Origin of the sequence: Mycolicibacterium vulneris, assembly GCF_002104765.1 — a bacterium.
In the GTDB taxonomy this organism is placed as follows: Bacteria; Actinomycetota; Actinomycetes; order Mycobacteriales; family Mycobacteriaceae; genus Mycobacterium; species Mycobacterium vulneris.
On the sequence record NZ_NCXM01000020.1, the window covers coordinates 14,101 to 31,051 of the forward strand.

The following is a 16,951-nucleotide window of genomic DNA, read 5'->3' on the forward strand; positions in this document are numbered from 1 at the left end:
CTACTGCAGGGCCGCGAGGTTGTTCACGGACTTTTGCACGTCGGAGCGCAGCACCCGGGCGACCAATCCCCCGACCGGCCCGCTGAGCAAACCGCCGCCAAGATCCGCGGTGAGGTGAAACGTCGACCCGGGGTGATCATCGCTGACGGTCATCGCCACCGTGAGGCGGATGCCGCCGCGTCCGCGGCCCTGCAGCTCAATCGCTTTCGGCTCGTCGTACCGGGTGACCTCCCAGTGGATGACGTTGCGAAAGCCCTTGACCTTGACGCACGACGAGACACAGGTGCCCTTCTCGATCTTGTCGGGCACCGGCCCCCGCCACCCGGCGAAAATCGTCATCCACTCGCCGAATCGATCCAGGTCGGAGGCCAACTTCCACGCTGCTTCCGGTTCTACCTGCGACTTCACCGAGACATCTACGCGAGCCAAAGTTTTCCTCCCCTGGCGGATCAGGACGCCGTCGACGTACGTGCCGGCGACAAACACACATTCGTGGCTGAGTACCCCGACACCCTCACCCGTATTCGTGGGCCCGGACGCTCAGGGCCAGGCCTGCTCCAGCTGCTGAGCCACGTCGATGATCTGCGCCGCCTGCGACTGGGGCGCGTCGATCTCGGTGGCGACGTACTGCGCGATGAAGCGCCGGATCTCACCGTCGACACCGGCCAGGATCCGCAACACCTCGCCGCGGATCGACTTCGACGAGACGTTGACGGTGATGTCGGAGGGCCGCGGCTTGGCGACGTCGACGATCAACAACAGCGGCTCGGCCGCACGCGCGGTCGCGCGCAACTGGATGTCCCCGGAGACCACAAATCGCTGCTTATCGAGCCACAGGTCGACCAGCAGGTCGATCGAGAGCGGAATGTGGATGACGAAGGTGATGCTGTCGCCGAGCCGCCGAGTGACCCGCGGGTCCTGGATCTTGACGTTGGCGCTGACTTTGGCGATCCCGCCCGGCCCCTGCGCTATCGGCTCCATGGCGAACTCACTCCCGGCGATGTCGGCGAACGCGGCAGCGACCCGCTCGGGGGTGACGGCAACCTCGAAGAACCTGCGGCCAAACTCCTCGTAGGTGACATAATCGTGATTCGTCATAGGCTTATACCGTCTCATGTCACCTGCCGGAACGGTCGCTTGATCTGCTCGCGTCGCAGGATTTCCGCCGCAGATCCCCTCTCGATGAACGAGCAAACCCGATCGGTGCCAGGTGGGCGATCTGCGTCAATCCGAAGGTTTGTGAAGCGCGCCACAGGCGGGGCGCTTCGATTCGATGTGTCGGGCGGTGGCCTGCAAGGCTTGATGGTGGAGGTGTTTGGAGTCTCATGCCCCAGGAAGTAACTGAGCAGCGCACGGGCCAGGTGTCGGGGGTGCTCATCTGGCTTGGCGGTGGACACCGGCGCGAGCTGGGTGAGCGTCACGAACGGTCCGCTCACGCGGTCGCGGGCGCGGTCGCGTTGTTGGGCGCGGTGCTGGCCTGGCTTGTCGCGACCCTGGCGATCTGCGGGTCGGGCCGCTGGCCGCTGCCGGTCGTAGTTCCGTTCACCCTCGTCTTCGGCCTGCTGGTCGGCGCCATCACCCGCGGCACGATCCCGGGGCCGGACCGCAGCCGCCCCGGTGTGGTCGGACGCGCGGCGGTGGCGGCCGTGGTGGGCGTCGTCGTCGGTGAGCTCGCGGCGCTGGTCATTCTGTCCACCTCCATCGACCATCGGCTCGACGAACGGGCGTTGCGCAACGCCGAATCCGCCCCCGCCGTCGCGCAGGCGTCGGCACCGCTACAGCAGACCCGGGATGCCCGCGCCGCGCTCGACGGCGCCGTCGCGCAGGCGCGGGACCGCCAGGACAAGGCCTTGGTGGTCGCGCGCTGCGAGTACCACCCGACGCCCGGCTGCCCGCAGACCCGGATCACCGGGGATCCCGGGGCCGGGCCCGAAACACGGACGGCGAACGACCTTCTCGCCGATGCCCAGCACGAACTGGACACCGCGCTGGCGGCGCGAGACAGCCGCGCACCGGACCTGGACGCCGCGATTTCGCGACAGGAGGCGGCGCTGCGCGACGCGCGGGACGCCGTCGTGGCGGATGCGGGGCGGGGCCTGGGCGCGCGCTGGGTCGCGATGAATGACCTCACCTTCGCCGAGGCCGGGGCAATGAGCCTGCGGGTGCTGACGGTCGCGCTGTGCGTGCTGCTCTACCTGACGCCGCTGATTCTGGGGTTGTGGCGAGGCGAGACAACCCACGATCGCCGCGCCACCTCGCGCGCCGAACGCGAACGCGCCGAACTCGACGCGGACACCGCCATCGCGGTCAAGCGGGCCGAGGTGCGCCGCGAGGCCGAAATCCTCTGGGCCGAGCACCAACTTACCCAGGCACGGCTCGCCATCGAGGCGCAGACCGAGATCGACCGCGAGCAGCAACGCCGCCGGGTCACGGAAGCCCTGGACGCTCCGGGGCACGCACCGTCGCAGCGGGCCTTCGAGCCGGCCGACGACGTGTATCTGCCGATCGCCGCCGAGGCCGAGGCGGCCAGCCGGGCCCTCACCCAACTGCCCGCGCCGCGCCCGACCGGCGGGCCGGGTAATGCCCAGACGCCGGACGTTCCGGAGAACCTGCCCGCTCCCCTGCCGGCGGGCGGCGAGGTCGAGGCCCACGAGGAACGGCACGCCCCGTTGATCCCGTCGATTCCGGACGCCACCAAGGCCGCGGCCCGCTGGATTCGCCCGCTGGTGCCGCCGTTCGTGGCGAAGGTGATCGACACCACCACCCAGCCACTGCGTAGCGCGCGCCAGGTGTTCGAAGGCGTCCTCGAAGAGACCGAGGAGATCACGTTCACGCTCAAGCGCAGCCGCAAAGTGACGGTCAACTCCGAGAGTGTAGACACGGAGCTGGCCGGACAGCCCGCGAGCACCGAAACTCCGCCGGCACGAACGGAGTTCGTCACCTCGTCGCGACAGGAACCCGGCAGCCGAGCGCACCGGCGGGTAACCGGTCGCCATTCCCACTCGTCCTTGCCACGGCGCGCCGCAGACGATGCGGACCGCTTGTCGGTGGAGGCCGCGGAACACGGCCGTCGGCGTGCGCTGACGAAGCGGGACGGGCCACCCGAATTGGATCCGCCGGACGGTCCGCGCCAGCTGCCGCCGCCGAAATAGCTTGGCGTTATTCGGAACCGAACGCGTCGCGGAGTTCGGAAACGACCCTGTCGGTTGGTTCGACTCCTGAGCCCAGCGCGCGGATGATGTGACGGCACCATCTTGTCGCGTCGATCCGACGGCCCAGTGGTTTCGCTTTCCTTCAACAGAACCACGATTCCGAGCAATTTCCATCGTATTTGGTGCCCTGGGCGCGGATGCACCCACCCTGGCGGCAGGGAAATGTCAGCCGGTCGCGTCACACCAGCCGCCCCACCGGATGACCGGCACCACTGCAGAGGAAGCTCAACGATGACCGAAACGACGTCCGCGATGTCCACGTTCGACGCGACTGAGGCGCTTGACGATCTTCTCGCCGATGTCGGCTTGTCGGTCGCCGACGCCGGGGGCCGAGTCACCTTCGCCGGTCAGGATCCCATCATCCCGGCGCGGCATCGGTTGGCAGCGGCGATTGGTATACCGATGATGGGCAACGCGGTGGCGGCGGCCGCGATGCACCGCCGGCGCGGCGGTCCGGGCCAGGATCTGCACCTGGATTTGCGCCAAGCCGTACACCACATCAATCCCGGCTACGCATGGGAGCCGACGCTTGCCGGCGAATTTCCTTCCATTGCGCTCGTATTGGACAATCCTTTTGCGCTTATTCCGTATCGGACCCGCGATGGGCGCACCGTGATGGCCTCGGCGGTGTATCCGCACCAGTCGGCCAAATGGTGCCGATTCCTCGATGTGCCACCCGATTTCGCCAAGGTCGCCAAGGCGTTTGGCGATTGGGATGCCTTCGAACTCGAAGAAGCGGCCAACGCGGTCGGATTGCCTGCCTGTGTGGCCCGCAGCCCCGAGGAGTGGCTGGCCCACCCGCATGGAGCGCTGCTGGCCAGCCAGCCCGTCATCGGGCTCACCCGCATCGGCGACGCCCCTCCGCGCGAACTGGGGCCCTCGGAGCGACCCTTCGGGGGCATGCGCGTGTTGTCGTTCACCCATGCGGTGGCGGGGCCGACCGTGGGCCGCGTGCTGGCCGAGCAGGGTGCCGAGGTGCTCGGCGCTTCGCGCCCCAATGACTTCGAGCACGACTGGGTCTATTTCGAAGCCAATATCGGATCTCGCAGCGCATGGCTGGATTTGACCAAGGACAGTGGCAAGGCCGATGTCAATCGACTGTTGCGCGACGCCCATGTCGTGGTGAACAACCATCGCGCCCTCAAATTGGAGAAACTGGGTCTCGACCCCTGCGAACTCGCAAGCACCCACCCGGGCCTGGTCCACGTCTCGGTCACCTGTTATGGGTCGAGGGGGCCGTGGGCACACCGCGGCGGTTTCGACATGAACGGGTCGGCCGCGTCCGGATTGATGGTGATCGAAGGCGGGGCCGATAGCCCCAAGCTGCCGCCCACCGGGCTGATCAACGACTTCATCACCGGCTACATGGGCGCCTTGGGCGCGGCCGCCGGGCTGATCAGACAACAAACCGAAGGTGGTAGCTGGCATGTCACCGTCAACCTCACTCGCAACGCGATGTGGTACCAAACCCTGGGCCTGGTTGATCCCGCCGACGCAGGCCGAGACGACGAGCACTCGATCGCCGAACCAATCGCTTACGATGCCGACAGTCCCATGGGTCGAGTCCACATGCTCGCCCCGCCCGTCAATTTCAGCCGCACCGCGCCAAGCTGGCCGGATCCAATCCTCGTACCCCGGGGATCCAGCCGCCCCGAATGGACCGACCTCGACCGCTCGGCATGAAACTTGTTGCCCAGAGGGGGCACCTCAGTGAGTCGACGGAGTGACAATAAGCGGTGTGGATGGCGTGGACGAGCTGGATATCGCCTTGCTCGATGCGCTCCATGTCAATCCGCAGATCAGCTTCGAGGAACTCGGCCGGGTTCTCGACGTCTCGCCCGTCACCGCGGCACGGCGGTGGCGTCGCCTGGTATCCACCGGCCGAGCATGGGTATCATCCGCGATCGGTCCGCGGCTGCCAACGCGGGCCGCGCTGTTCGAAGCCGAGTGCAAACCCGGGGCCGCGCCCTCGGTGGCCGACGAATTCGCGGCCATGCCGCAGGTTTTCAGCGTCAACATAACGACCGGCGCCGGCAACCTCTATGCATTGGTAGCGGCCGCCGACCAACCCCGGCTAGCCGGGTTGATCGTCGATGTCCTTCCCGCGGTCCCGGGGCTTCTGCGCGTGCGGTCCGCGCTCATTACTCGGCTGTTCAGCGGCACCCGCTGGCGACTGGGCGGTCTCAGCGCGAGCCAAGTCCGCGAGCTGACACCCGATCCGGCCGCGCATGCGCATCACCATGAGTTCGACGAGTTCGACCGCCAGTTGTTTCTGACACTCCAGCATGACGGGCGTCTCAGCTGCCGCGATCTGGCTGCCGCCGTCGGCCAGTCGGAACCTGCGGTGCGACGGCGCCTGGGATTGTTGACCCGCTCCGGGTTGATCGCATTCCGCACGGATTTCGCCCGCGTGGAAGCCGGCTGGTTGACCGGTGTCGCGCTCAAACTTCAGGTAAGCGGGTCGCCAGTGGCCGCTGTGGGACGGTCACTGGTGCAATACCCGGAGACCCGCTTCTGCGTCGCGGCCGTCGGCGACGGCGTGGAAAACCTTTTCGTCACCATGCAGCTTCACGCCCTGTCGTCGCTCGACGATGTGATATCGCAACTGATCGCCTCATACCCCGGCGTAACCGTCATCGACACTCGCGTGGTACTACGCTCCGTCAAATCTTGGGGGCGGCTCCTGGGACCCGACGGTCACGCGCACGAGATCGTGCCGGTCGACTTGTGGGCGCCGGCCAAGCCGGCCCCGCCGGGCCGCGCTACCGAAACAGCTTGATCCCGTAGTCAATTTCGGACGCCGGTAGCGTCACGGCATGCCCTCTTCGCCAGCGCCGGATACCCCGTCCCCGCGTCGGCCAGTGCAACCGGAGCGCGAAAGCGCCACCCTCAGGCCGCACCTTCGGGTCGATGTTGCCGTCGATGTCGTTGCAGTTGGAGACGGCCGGGTTACCCCTCGAAAGCTCGGCCGCCCCAACGTCTTGGCGCGCGCTCAACAGGTCAGAGCGGCGGATTTGAACAGCGACCCCCACTCGTGGCGGGCCGCGGACTGCGCGTCGACGAAGCTGGGAGTCTTCTCGCCGTCGCCGGCCAGGTGGACGAGCGCCCACGCCATGGCGAATACCGGTACTTTGTGCCGGATTGCCGCGCTGTGCAATTCGTCCAAAGCGGCGTCGGAAGGACACCGGCGAAGACCGATGAGGATGCCCCGTGCGGTGTCGAGAATACGACCGGAGTTCGGGCCGCACGAAGTTTGGGCTGGAACCCAGTTCGTCGTCATGCTGTTGATACCTCCTGCTGCGCCTCAACGAAATCCACTACTCGCGTAGCGGCAGGAATCCGTGCGCTTCATCGCGGCCGCAATCCCCAAAAGGCGCCCTGTGTAATGATTTGCGGATCCGTCGCGATGTGCCAGTCCATCATTGACATTGATATGCGGCTGTGACCGTTTCGGAATCGGCGGCTCATCAACAAAATTCGCGACACGTGGTAGCGAAACAGGCCGTGAAACGGCGTGATCAATTGCTGACCGGGTCCACCAGGCTCGCTACAGAATCGCCTTGGCGTCCTTCGCCTTGGCGATGTCGTCCCAGTCGACGTCCAGTTCCAGCAGGATCTCTTCGGTGTGTTGCCCGTGTTCCGGCGCACGCGCGGGAGACGGTGGCGTCTCGTCAAATTGGACTGGCGCGGCGACGATTCGGTATTTCTCACCGTGATCGTCGACATTGGTGATCACATATCCGTTGGGTTCGACTTGCGGGTCGTTGAGGGTCTCCCGTGGCGTCGCGAGCGCACCCCATACGCCCGGCTCGTCCTCGAGCACCGCCTGCCAGTGCGCGAGGTCGTGACTCGCGAAGGTGTTCGCCAGCAGCTCGGTGGCCGCTGCCGCATTGGCGATCAGGTTGCTGGACGGGACGAATCGCTCGTCGTCAGCGAGTTCCGGCAGGCCCATCCGCGCGCAGAAGCCCACCCAGAATTTGTCGGGCTGTAAGAACACCAGCTGGATCCACCTGTCGTCTTTCGTCTTGTACCGGTTGACGAGCGGATTGATGGCCAGGCCCGGCGGTGCGCCCGGGATCCCATCGATATCGAAGAAGTCGGCCGCACATATCGACGGCGCTATCGACCACATCGCCTGCGCCAGCAGCGAAGAGTCGACAATCGTGGGTTCGCCGGTGCGTTCCCGGTGAAACAGCGCGGCGCACACGCCGCCGGCCAGCGTCGCCCCACCCTGCAGGTCACCGAAGCCGGGCCCCTGGACCGCGGGCGTCTCGCTGCCGAATGGGGTGAGCGTGTAGGCGACCCCGCCGCGCGCCAGATAGGTCGCCGCATCGAATCCGCCGCGATCGCGGTCGGGACCGCGAACCCCTAGCCCGGTGCCGCGCGCGATGATGATCTTCGGGTTGAACGCGCGGATGTCGTCGACGGTCAGCCGGGCCCGTTCGAGTGCGCCGGGCAGCCAATTGGTCAAGAACACATCGGCGCTGGCAAGCAGCCGGCCGAACAGCTCGCGACCCGTTTCCGACTTGATGTCGATGGCGATGCTGCGCTTGCCGCGGTTGCCCAGCTCGAGGATGAAGTCGGCGTCCGGGCGGGCCGCCTGCCGGGTGAACCCGCCGACCACCAGCGCGCGGCCGGGATCGCCGGTGGCGACGCCTTCCACCTTGATGACGTCGGCGCCCCAGTCCGACAGGGCGGCACCGGCGGAGGGCACGTAGGTCCACGACGCCAACTCGACCACCCGCACACCTCGAAGGACTCCGCCGTGCACGTCAGACATCGCCAATCCCCTCGTCGCGACCATTCCTTGCTATTTTAGATATTCTAGCTAGTCTTGGGCGTAGTGATAGCCCATCTGCAGGTCAGCGCAGTTTTTCGTGGAAGTGATGCGATGGAGCCGACCGAAGGTCGCATTCCGACGCCCGCCGCGGTGACCGCGTGCCGCGATGAGGCGCGGACGGGCGAGAAGTCGATTCAGTCCCGCCGCGAAACCAGTCGTGACGACGAATGGCGTTGGGCCCCAATGCGGGTCGTGATGTAGACACACGGACGAAGGACGGGCGATGGGCAGAGTGACGGGCAAGGTTGCCGTGATCAGCGGCGCCGCGCGCGGTCAGGGCCGTTCCCACGCGCGGATGCTGGCCGCCGAGGGTGCCGACATCATTGCCGTCGACCTCTGCGCGGACATCGACACCAATGAGTATCCCCTGGCCCGCCCCGAGGACCTGGACGAAACGGCTCGGCTGGTGGAGAAGGAGGGCCAGCGCGCCCACACCGCGATCGCCGACGTCCGCGACCGCGTCGCCCTGTCCGCGGCCATCGACGAGGGCGTCGCCGAATTCGGGCACCTCGACGTCGTGGTGGCGAACGCCGGCATCTGCCCTCTGACGGCGGGCCTGCCACCGAAGGCTTTCGCCGACGCGGTGGACGTGGATCTGGTAGGCGTGCTCAACCTCGTCCACGCCAGCCTCAAACACCTGCAGGCCGGCGCATCGATCGTCGTCATCGGTTCCAACGCGGCCTTCATGTCGTCGATGAACACCACCGGCATCGACGGCGGCCCCGGCGGGGCCGGCTACGCCTTTGCGAAATTGGCTGCCGCGCACTATGTCAACGACTTCGCGCTGGCGCTTGCCCCGTTCTCCATCCGGATGAACGCGGTTCATCCCACGAACGTCAACACCGACATGCTGCACAGCCCGCCGATGTACCGCGCCTTCCGGCCCGACCTGAAGGAACCGACCCGCGAGGACGCAGAACCCATCTTCCCGTTCGTCCAGGCGATGCCGATCCCCTACGTCGAGCCCGAGGACATCAGTGAGGCCGTGCTTTTCCTCGCCTCCGACTCCGCCCGCTATATCACCGGCCAGCAACTTCGCGTGGACGGCGGCGGCTTCCTCAAGGTCAAGCCATGGTCGGGCGCATGACCGCGTGGGCACCAAACAGACTGCACCGCAACGGGACTACGCGATGACTGACAACCGCTCCGTCCAACGGCGCCTCTACGCGCTCATGGTCCTGATGAAGGCCGCCGACGACCGGCTGTCCAAGGGCATCGGCACCGGGGAGTTCATGTGCGTGTATTGGCCGTCGCGCGGCCAGGAGGCGATCGCCGCCGCGATGGGCGTCGCGCTGCGGCCCGGCGATCAGCTGGTGACCACCTACCGCGGGCTCCACGACCTCATCGGCAAGGGGGTGCCGCTCGAGGAGATCTACGGCGAAATGATGGGCCGCACCGTCGGCGCCAGCCGGGGCAAGGGCGGCACCATGCACATCGCCAAACCCGAGGTCGGCGTGATGCTTTCGACCGGCATCGTCGGGGCTGGGCCGCCGGTGGCCGTGGGGCTGGCGATGGCTGCCAAGCGCAAGGGGCTCGATCGGGTCACCGTGGTGAGCTTCGGTGACGGTGCCACCAACACCGGTTCCTTCCACGAGGCGGCCAATATGGCCGCGCTCTGGGATCTGCCGATGGTGTTCCTCTGCCAGAACAACCTGTACGCCGAGATGACGCCGACCGGCGACACGATGAAGCTCGAGCGGGTGGCCGATCGGGCCGCCGGATACGGGATGCCGGGTGTGCGCGTCGACGGCAACGACCCGCTGGCGGTGAAAGATGCACTCGAGGAGGCGCTGCGGCGGGCCCGCGACGGCGCCGGCCCCACCTTCATCGAATGCGTGACATTCCGATTCCGCGGCCACTACTTCGGCGACCGGATGCCCTACATCCCCAAGGAACAACTAGAAGCGGCGATGGCCGCCGACCCGGTGCCGCGCTTCCGCCGGCACCTCGTCGACACCGGCGTGTGCGGCGAAGACGAGCTCGCCCGGATCGACGATCAGGCGTTGGCGACGGTGGAATCCGCGCTGCAGACCGTGATGAACGCGGATGAACCGACGGCGGACGAACTCGACCACGACGTGTACGCAATCCCGATCAAATTCCCGGTGTAAAGGCATGGACGACAAAGAGATGACGATGCGCGAGGCGCTTAACCTCGCGCTTGATCAGGCGCTCGCAGCCGACGATCGGGTGTTTCTGCTCGGCGAGGACATCGCCGATCCCGGCGCCTCCGGACCGACCGCGGGGCTGTCGACGAAGTACGGCCACGAACGCGTCCTGGACACGCCGATTTCGGAGGCCGCGATCCTGGGGGCGGCCATCGGGGCCGCCATCGACGGCCTGCTGCCCGTGGCCGAGATCATGATCATGGATTTCATCGGAATCGCCGCCGATCAGCTGATCAACAACGCCGCCAAACTGCGGTTCATGACGGCCGGACGCACGTCGGCGCCGATCACCGTTCGCACCCAGGTATACGCCGGCCTGGCCACCGGCGCGACGCATTCGCAGAGCCTGGAGGCGTGGTTCATGCACATCCCCGGGATGAAGGTGATCGTCCCGTCCACCCCGCGCGACGGCAAAGGACTGCTGACGTCGGCGATCTTCGACCCCGACCCCTGCCTGTTCATCGAAACCATCCGGTTGCAGGGCAAGAAGGGTCCCGTCCCCGTCGAACCCGGTTTCTCGATTCCATTGGGCCAGGCCGAGATCAAGCGACCCGGCACCGAGGTGAGCCTGGTCGGCTACGGACGCTGCGTGCACGACGCGCTCACCGCCGCGGTCACGCTGGCCGAACAGGGTGTCAGCGCCGAGGTCGTCGACCTGCGCACCCTGGTGCCTCTCGATGTCGAGACCATCGTCGAATCGGTCCGCCGCACCCGCCGGGCCGTCATCGTGCACGACTCGGTCCAATTCGGCGGTCCGGGAGCCGAAATCGCCGCGACGCTGTCAACCGAATTGTTCGGCGAACTCGCCGCGCCGCTCGAGCGGGTCGCCGCGCGGTTCGTGCCCAACCCGGCCGCGGCGGCGCTCGAGGCACAGGTGTATCCGTCGCCGGCACGCATCGTGGCAGCGGCCCAGCGCACCCTGGAAAAGGCGAAGGTGCATGGCTGACTTCATCATCCGCATCCCCCGGGTCTCCGTGGCGGTATCCGAGGCCGAACTCACCGGGCTGCTCGTCGGCGCCGGTGAGCACGTCGAGGCGGGCACACCCATCTACGTGATTGCCACCGAGAAAGCGGAACAGGAGATCGAAGCGGGAGCATCCGGCACCGTGCGCTGGACGGGCCGGGTCGGGACCACCTACGACATCGGCGCCGAAATCGGCGTCATCACGTCCTAGAAGGAAGGATAAGCCTATGGATCTCAACGAGACCCGCGAGAGAATCATCTACGCCAAAGAAGGCCCGATCGCCCGCATCACCCTGAACTGGCCGGAGAAGGCCAACGCCCAGGACCAGAAGCTCGCCGAAGAGGTCGACGCCGCGCTGCTGGACGCCGACCGCGACTACGACATCAAGGTGCTGGTACTCAAGGCCAACGGCAAGGGCTTCTGCTCCGGGCACGCGATCGGCAACAACGCCGTCGACTACCCGTCGTTCGTGGAGAACGCCATGGTGACGGGCCACCCGTGGAAGGCGCAGTCGGACCTCTTCGTCAAACCCACCCTGAACCTGTGGGAGTTCTCCAAGCCCACCATCGCGCAGGTGCACGGCTACTGCGTGGGCGGTGGCACGCACATGGGCCTGACCACCGACATCGTCATCGCGTCGGAAGACGCCTACTTCTCCTACCCGCCGCTGCAGGGGTTCGGCATGCCGTCCGGTGAATGTTCCATCGAACCTTGGGTGTTCATGAACTGGCGCCGCGCCGCCTACTACCTGTTCACCGCGGAGGTGATCGATGCCAAGAAGGCGTTGGAGGTCGGCCTCGTCAACGAGGTCGTACCGCGAGACCAACTCGACGACCGTGTCGACGCGATCGCCCGCCACATCGCCCAGGCACCGTTGACGACACTGATGCTCACCAAGGCCAACCTGAAGCGGGCCTGGGAGCTGATGGGCATGCGGGTGCACTGGCAGAGCTCCAACGACCTCGTCGCGCTCGCCTCGATCAGCAAGGACGTGCAGCAGCTGATTCAGACCGTGTTCAAGGACAAGGTGCTGCCGTCCGAGCACGCCCGCCGCCAGGCCGCGGCCGCCGCCCAGACCGACGGCGCCGCAGCAACATAGGCCCGCCGGTGAACGTCACCGATCACGCGATCGCAGCCGCTCAGTCACCGGCACTGATAACCGACGGCGGCGCGATCTCGTTCGGCGAACTGCATGCCCGCAGCCAACGGGTGGCCGCGGCGCTGCACGAGGTGGGGCTGCGCCGCGGCGACGGCGTGGCCCTGGTTCTGCCGAACCGGCCGGAGTTCCTCGAGATCACCTGGGGCGCTCAGCTTTCCGGCCTCTACTACACCGCGGTCAACACCCATTTTTTGCCCGACGAGGTTGGCTACGTCATCGACGATTCGGACGCCAGGGTGGTCTTCGTCGATGCCTCGATGCCCGAACTGGCCGCGCACATCCGCGAGGCCAACGCCGCGGTGATCGCCCACATCGCGGTCGGCGGACCCCTGCCGGGCTGGCGATGCTACGAGGACGCGTTGGCGGCGGCGGGCGACGCCCCGCCGGCATCGGACGGGTCGGAGATGCTCTATTCGTCCGGCACCACCGGACGGCCCAAGGCGGTGCGACGGCCGCTTCCCGTCGACGGCAACGGATCCTGGGCGCAGTCGGTGCTCGAGATGGCGCTCATCCACAAGTACGGGATGGGCCCGTCGAGTGTGTACCTGTCCCCCGCTCCGCTGTATCACGCGGCGGGGGTGAACTACACCATGGCGGCCAACCGGGTGGGCGCCGCGTCGATTCTCATGCGCAGGTTCGACGCCGAAACGGTGTTGCGTCTGATCGAGACGCACCGGGTGACCCACGCGCAGTTCGTGCCGACCATGTTCGTGCGCATGCTCAAGCTGCCCGCGGCGATCCGGGAACGCTATGACGTGTCGAGCCTGCGGTGCGTCATTCACGCCGCGGCGCCGTGTCCGGTCGATGTCAAACACCAGATGATGGGGTGGTTCGGGCCCATCATCCACGAATACTACGGTGGCACCGAGGGATTCGCGGGGACCACGATCGGGCCGCAGGATTGGCTCGCGCATCCCGGATCGGTGGGGATCCCGATGGCCCCGGTGCACGTGGTCGGCGAGGACGGGCGGGAACTGCCCGTCGGTGAATCCGGCGAGCTCTATTTCGAAGGCGGGCCCGACTTCGAATACTTCAAGGATCCCGCCAAGACCGCATCGGTATACAACGACCGCGGATGGCGATCGCTGGGCGACGTGGGCTATGTCGACCGGGACGGGTTCCTGTATCTCACCGACCGGTCCACGTTCATGATCGTTTCCGGCGGGGTCAACATCTACCCGCAAGAGGCGGAGAATCTGCTCGTCATGCACCCGAAGCTGGTGGACGCGGCGGTATTCGGGGTTCCCAACGACGAATTCGGCGAAGAGGTCAAGGCCGTCGTGCAGCCCGCCGACGGCGTGGTGCCCGGACCCGAGCTCGAGGCCGAGCTCGTCGAATACTGCCGGGCTCACCTGGCCGGGTACAAGTGCCCGCGCACCGTCGAGTTCGACCGGGAGCTGCCCCGCGACCCGAACGGAAAGCTGTACAAGAGACGCATCCGCGACCGTTACTGGCAGGGACGGGTATCGCGGATCTTGTGACGTGACACAAGGGATGACGAAATGGCTGTAGGAATGGGCAACGAGATCTCCGGCGCTCACACCGCGCGCCGGCCGGGGGCGAATTGGACGCGGCTACCGGTGCCGTGGGCGGTCCAGACCGCCGATCGAATCCCCAAGCAGCGCTACTACGACCCGGAGTTCTATGCGCTGGAAGCGGAGATGTTCTGGCCGCGGGTGTGGCAGATGGCGTGCCGGCTCGAGGAGATCCCCAAGCCCGGCGATTTCGTCGAATACGAAATCCTCGACGAGTCGATCATCGTCGTCCGGGTGGACGGCGACACCGTGCGCGCCTACCACAACGCCTGCCGCCATCGCGGCGTGAAACTGGTGGAGGGCAACGGGAATCGTCGCACCTTCGTATGCCCGTTTCACGGCTGGTGCTGGGGCATCGACGGCCGCAACACGTTCGTCCTGCGGCCCGAGGCGTTCGCCGAAGAGAACATGGCCGACGACGACCTGCAGCTGGTGTCCGTGCGCTGCGAGCTGTGGGGCGGTTGTGCGTGGATCAACCTCGACGACGAGGCACCGGCGTTGCGTGACTGGATGGAGCCGTTCGCGACGATCTACGACGCGTGGCAGGTGGACTCGCTGCGCGTGGAATGGTGGCAATCGTGCCTGCTGCCGGTGAACTGGAAACTGGCGACCGCGGCGTTCATGGAGGGCTACCACGTCCCGCAGACCCACCCGCAGCTGCTGCCGTCCGCGCAGACCGGCGAGCCTTCCGCGGCAGTGCATCCCGTCGTCGCGAGCAGCCTGTATTTCATGCGCACGCTCGGCGACGGCATGGGCGGCATGACGCACGAAAACGACATCCGCATCGCCGAGGGCCTGCAGAACATCGAGTTGCCGACCGACCCCGCCGCGGCGATCGCGGCGTGGCGCGGCGCGCTCAACGATGCCGTCGTCAACTGGCATCGCGCCCGTGGCAGCGGCATACCCGATCTCAACGATCTGGTCCGCCGCGGGATCACCGACGCGATCGGATTCGCCTTCCCGCACCACTTCATCCTGCCGACCTATAGCAGCGCATCCTCATATCGCATCCGTCCGCTGGGACCCGAGGAGACGCTGTTCGAGATCTGGTCTCTCACCCGGTTCCCGGCGGATGCGTCGGCCGGCAAACCCAAGCCCCCCCAACCCATGGCGCCCGACGATCCGCGTTGGCCGCCCATCCCCGCCCAGGATTTCTCGAACCTGCCCAGGCAGCAGAAGGGATTGCACTCCAAGGGTTTTGAATTCATGCGCCTGTCCGACCAGATCGAGGGCCTGATCTCGAATTTCGAACGGGTCATCGACGGTTTCCTGGCGGGCCTGCCGTACGCCACCCTGCTGCCCGCCATCCAGAAGACCAACACCACCATCGATGTGCCGATCGCCGACCTCGGCTTCGGCTCGGAGGCGCCGTGACCAGCCGGTGGGACCACTCCGCGGACCTGGTCATCGCGGGCAGCGGCGGGGGTGGCATGGTCGCCGCCCTGGCCGCGCTGGACTGCGGCCTGGAACCGCTGATCATCGAAAAGCAGCCGCTGGTGGGCGGCTCGACGGGGCTGTCGGGCGGCATCGTCTGGCTGCCGAACAATCCGTTGATGCGGGCCGACGGCATCGCGGACTCACACGAGGACGGGCTCGCCTACCTGGCCGACGTGGTCGGCGACATCGGCGCGCCCTCCTCCCCCGAGCGACGCGAGATGTTCCTCACCGCCGGCTTCGAGATGGTCAACTTCCTCACCCGCAAGGGTGTCCGACTGATCCGGTGCGCGGGCTGGAGCGACTACTACCCGAACCACAAGGGCGGCAACGCGTCCGGCCGCGCCGTCGAGGGCATCCCGTTCGATGCCGCGAGGCTCGGCACGTGGCGCGACAAGGTGCAGCCGCCGCTGGCCAAGAACTACGGATATGTGGTGCTGACCAACGAATTACGGTTCGTCCAGTATTTCAACCGCGCGCCGCGCGCCTTCGCCGTCGCAACGCGGGTGTTCCTGCGCACCGCGCTGGCGCGGGCCCGCCGCCGCCGGCTTCTTACCAACGGCGCGTCGCTGATCGCTCAGATGCTCAAGGCGCTGATCGATCTCAGCGACGGGAATCCCCCGCTCTGGACCGAAGCCGCGATGGCCGACCTGGTCGTCGACGACGGCCGGGTGGTCGGCGTGCGTGTCGTGCGCGACGGGAGGCCGCTGAACGTGGAGGCCCGGAAGGGAGTCCTGTTGGCCGCCGGCGGTTTCGGCCACAACAAGGAGATGCGCCGCCGGTACAGCGGTGACCAGCCCAACGAGGGGAAGTGGTCGATCGCCAACGCCGGGGACACCGGCGAGGTGCTCGAGGCGGCCATGCGGCTGGGCGCCAAGACCGACCTGTTGGACGAGGCATGGTGGCTGCCTTCGGTTTTCATCGCCAACGGCGGTGCCGTCGCCGCGTCGCTGGGGTCTGGACGCCAGCGCCCCGGCGCCATCTATGTCGACTCGACCGGGAGGCGGTTCTGCAACGAGTCCAACTCCTACGTTGAGGTCGGCAAGGCGATGTACGCGAACAAGGCCGTGCCGTGCTGGATGATCTTCGACGAGGGATACGTGCGCCGATACGTCACCAGCACGAATCCCCTCAATCGGAACCAGCCGCTGCCCCCCGAGCTGATCGAGTCCGGCGCGGTCAAACGCGCCGCGACGGTTTCCGACCTGGCCCGCGAGATCGACCTTCCCGCCGACGAATTGGCGGCCACGGTCCAGCGGTTCAACCAATTCGCGGCCAGGGGGCTGGATCCCGACTTCGGCCGGGGCCAGTCCGCCTACAACGACTGCCTCGGCGACCCCGGATACCGGCCGAACGCCGCCATCGGTCCGCTGGACACCGCCCCGTACTACGCGACTCGGGTGCTCCCCGCCGACGTCGGGACCTGCGGCGGCGTGATCACCAACGAGCATGCCCAGGTTCTCGACGAAGACGATCGGGTGATCGAGGGCTTGTACGCGACCGGCAACACCACTGCGACCGTGATGGGGCGGACGTATCCGGGGGCCGGCGCGAGCATCGCCAGCTCGATGGTGTTCGGGTACGTCGCCGCCCGCCACGCGGCGGGACGCAAGCTCGCGGGCGAGATGAGCCGCTAGG

General features: G+C 67.0%; 15 protein-coding genes. 11 read left to right on the forward strand and 4 right to left on the reverse strand.

What is annotated here, in order from left to right; translation table 11 throughout:
* Both B8W69_RS18870 and B8W69_RS18875 read right to left on the reverse strand, forming a co-directional pair.
* Positions 1-429 carry a type II toxin-antitoxin system Rv0910 family toxin gene (locus B8W69_RS18870; RefSeq protein ID WP_085291399.1) on the reverse strand — a complete coding sequence of 143 codons (429 nt, stop codon included), beginning with the start codon at positions 427-429 and terminating at the stop codon, positions 1-3.
* 111 nt (positions 430-540) lie between these two features.
* The gene (locus B8W69_RS18875) at positions 541-1,098 is read right to left on the reverse strand and encodes a hypothetical protein (protein WP_076055436.1); all 558 of its coding nucleotides are present in this window, start codon (positions 1,096-1,098) and stop codon (positions 541-543) included.
* A gap of 227 nt (positions 1,099-1,325) precedes the next feature.
* Here B8W69_RS18875 and B8W69_RS18880 point away from each other — a divergent pair, with 227 nt between their 5' ends.
* The 3 genes from B8W69_RS18880 to B8W69_RS18890 all read left to right on the forward strand — a co-directional run bounded on the left by B8W69_RS18880 (position 1,326) and on the right by B8W69_RS18890 (position 5,991).
* A complete protein-coding gene (locus B8W69_RS18880) occupies positions 1,326-3,152 on the forward strand; it encodes a DUF4407 domain-containing protein (RefSeq protein WP_085291316.1) in 1,827 nt (608 codons plus the stop codon).
* Positions 3,153-3,443: 291 nt separating this feature from the next.
* A complete protein-coding gene (locus tag B8W69_RS18885; protein ID WP_165762646.1) occupies positions 3,444-4,895 on the forward strand; it encodes a CoA transferase in 1,452 nt (483 codons plus the stop codon).
* A 55-nt stretch (positions 4,896-4,950) separates the two neighbouring features.
* On the forward strand, positions 4,951-5,991 hold the full coding sequence (locus B8W69_RS18890) for an Lrp/AsnC family transcriptional regulator (protein ID WP_220084561.1): 1,041 nt from the start codon (positions 4,951-4,953) through the stop codon (positions 5,989-5,991).
* Positions 5,992-6,204: 213 nt separating this feature from the next.
* Here B8W69_RS18890 and B8W69_RS18895 read toward each other — a convergent pair whose 3' ends face one another.
* A complete protein-coding gene (locus B8W69_RS18895) occupies positions 6,205-6,492 on the reverse strand; it encodes an ANTAR domain-containing protein (protein ID WP_085291318.1) in 288 nt (95 codons plus the stop codon).
* A 267-nt stretch (positions 6,493-6,759) separates the two neighbouring features.
* On the reverse strand, positions 6,760-7,992 hold the full coding sequence (locus tag B8W69_RS18900; RefSeq protein WP_085291319.1) for a CaiB/BaiF CoA transferase family protein: 1,233 nt from the start codon (positions 7,990-7,992) through the stop codon (positions 6,760-6,762).
* A 283-nt stretch (positions 7,993-8,275) separates the two neighbouring features.
* On the opposite strand from B8W69_RS18900, the gene B8W69_RS18905 reads away from it, so the two are divergent.
* From B8W69_RS18905 to B8W69_RS18940, 8 genes are read left to right on the forward strand one after another with little or no spacing between them, the layout of a single operon-like run.
* Positions 8,276-9,139: a mycofactocin-coupled SDR family oxidoreductase gene (locus tag B8W69_RS18905; RefSeq protein ID WP_085291320.1), complete on the forward strand. Its 864-nt coding sequence runs from the start codon at positions 8,276-8,278 to the stop codon at positions 9,137-9,139.
* A 43-nt stretch (positions 9,140-9,182) separates the two neighbouring features.
* Positions 9,183-10,163 carry a thiamine pyrophosphate-dependent dehydrogenase E1 component subunit alpha gene (locus B8W69_RS18910; protein ID WP_085291401.1) on the forward strand — a complete coding sequence of 327 codons (981 nt, stop codon included), beginning with the start codon at positions 9,183-9,185 and terminating at the stop codon, positions 10,161-10,163.
* Positions 10,164-10,167: 4 nt separating this feature from the next.
* Positions 10,168-11,166, forward strand: a complete 999-nt coding sequence (locus tag B8W69_RS18915; protein WP_085291321.1) for an alpha-ketoacid dehydrogenase subunit beta — start codon at positions 10,168-10,170, stop codon at positions 11,164-11,166.
* A complete protein-coding gene (locus B8W69_RS18920) occupies positions 11,159-11,395 on the forward strand; it encodes a lipoyl domain-containing protein (RefSeq protein WP_085291322.1) in 237 nt (78 codons plus the stop codon). Before B8W69_RS18915 ends, B8W69_RS18920 begins: the two co-directional genes overlap by 8 nt.
* Positions 11,396-11,411: 16 nt before the next feature.
* Entirely contained in the window at positions 11,412-12,284 is an 873-nt protein-coding gene (locus B8W69_RS18925; RefSeq protein ID WP_085291323.1) for an enoyl-CoA hydratase-related protein, read from the forward strand.
* A gap of 8 nt (positions 12,285-12,292) precedes the next feature.
* Positions 12,293-13,825 carry an acyl-CoA synthetase gene (locus B8W69_RS18930; RefSeq protein ID WP_085291324.1) on the forward strand — a complete coding sequence of 511 codons (1,533 nt, stop codon included), beginning with the start codon at positions 12,293-12,295 and terminating at the stop codon, positions 13,823-13,825.
* A 33-nt stretch (positions 13,826-13,858) separates the two neighbouring features.
* Positions 13,859-15,253 carry an aromatic ring-hydroxylating oxygenase subunit alpha gene (locus B8W69_RS18935; protein ID WP_085291325.1) on the forward strand — a complete coding sequence of 465 codons (1,395 nt, stop codon included), beginning with the start codon at positions 13,859-13,861 and terminating at the stop codon, positions 15,251-15,253.
* Entirely contained in the window at positions 15,250-16,950 is a 1,701-nt protein-coding gene (locus B8W69_RS18940; RefSeq protein ID WP_085291326.1) for an FAD-binding protein, read from the forward strand. Before B8W69_RS18935 ends, B8W69_RS18940 begins: the two co-directional genes overlap by 4 nt.
* The last annotated feature ends 1 nt before the right edge of the window (position 16,951 follow it).

What these genes read in the sequence shown, in the direction of transcription:
- B8W69_RS18875 (WP_076055436.1), bottom strand. Translation starts at nt 1,098, where the DNA reads ATGACGAATCACGATTATGTCACCTACGAGGAGTTTGGCCGCAGGTTC.
- B8W69_RS18880 (WP_085291316.1), top strand. Translation starts at nt 1,326, where the DNA reads ATGCCCCAGGAAGTAACTGAGCAGCGCACGGGCCAGGTGTCGGGGGTG.
- B8W69_RS18885 (WP_165762646.1), top strand. Translation starts at nt 3,444, where the DNA reads ATGACCGAAACGACGTCCGCGATGTCCACGTTCGACGCGACTGAGGCG.
- B8W69_RS18895 (WP_085291318.1), bottom strand. Translation starts at nt 6,492, where the DNA reads ATGACGACGAACTGGGTTCCAGCCCAAACTTCGTGCGGCCCGAACTCC.
- B8W69_RS18900 (WP_085291319.1), bottom strand. Translation starts at nt 7,992, where the DNA reads ATGTCTGACGTGCACGGCGGAGTCCTTCGAGGTGTGCGGGTGGTCGAG.
- B8W69_RS18905 (WP_085291320.1), top strand. Translation starts at nt 8,276, where the DNA reads ATGGGCAGAGTGACGGGCAAGGTTGCCGTGATCAGCGGCGCCGCGCGC.
- B8W69_RS18910 (WP_085291401.1), top strand. Translation starts at nt 9,183, where the DNA reads ATGACTGACAACCGCTCCGTCCAACGGCGCCTCTACGCGCTCATGGTC.
- B8W69_RS18915 (WP_085291321.1), top strand. Translation starts at nt 10,168, where the DNA reads ATGGACGACAAAGAGATGACGATGCGCGAGGCGCTTAACCTCGCGCTT.
- B8W69_RS18920 (WP_085291322.1), top strand. Translation starts at nt 11,159, where the DNA reads ATGGCTGACTTCATCATCCGCATCCCCCGGGTCTCCGTGGCGGTATCC.
- B8W69_RS18925 (WP_085291323.1), top strand. Translation starts at nt 11,412, where the DNA reads ATGGATCTCAACGAGACCCGCGAGAGAATCATCTACGCCAAAGAAGGC.
- B8W69_RS18935 (WP_085291325.1), top strand. Translation starts at nt 13,859, where the DNA reads ATGGGCAACGAGATCTCCGGCGCTCACACCGCGCGCCGGCCGGGGGCG.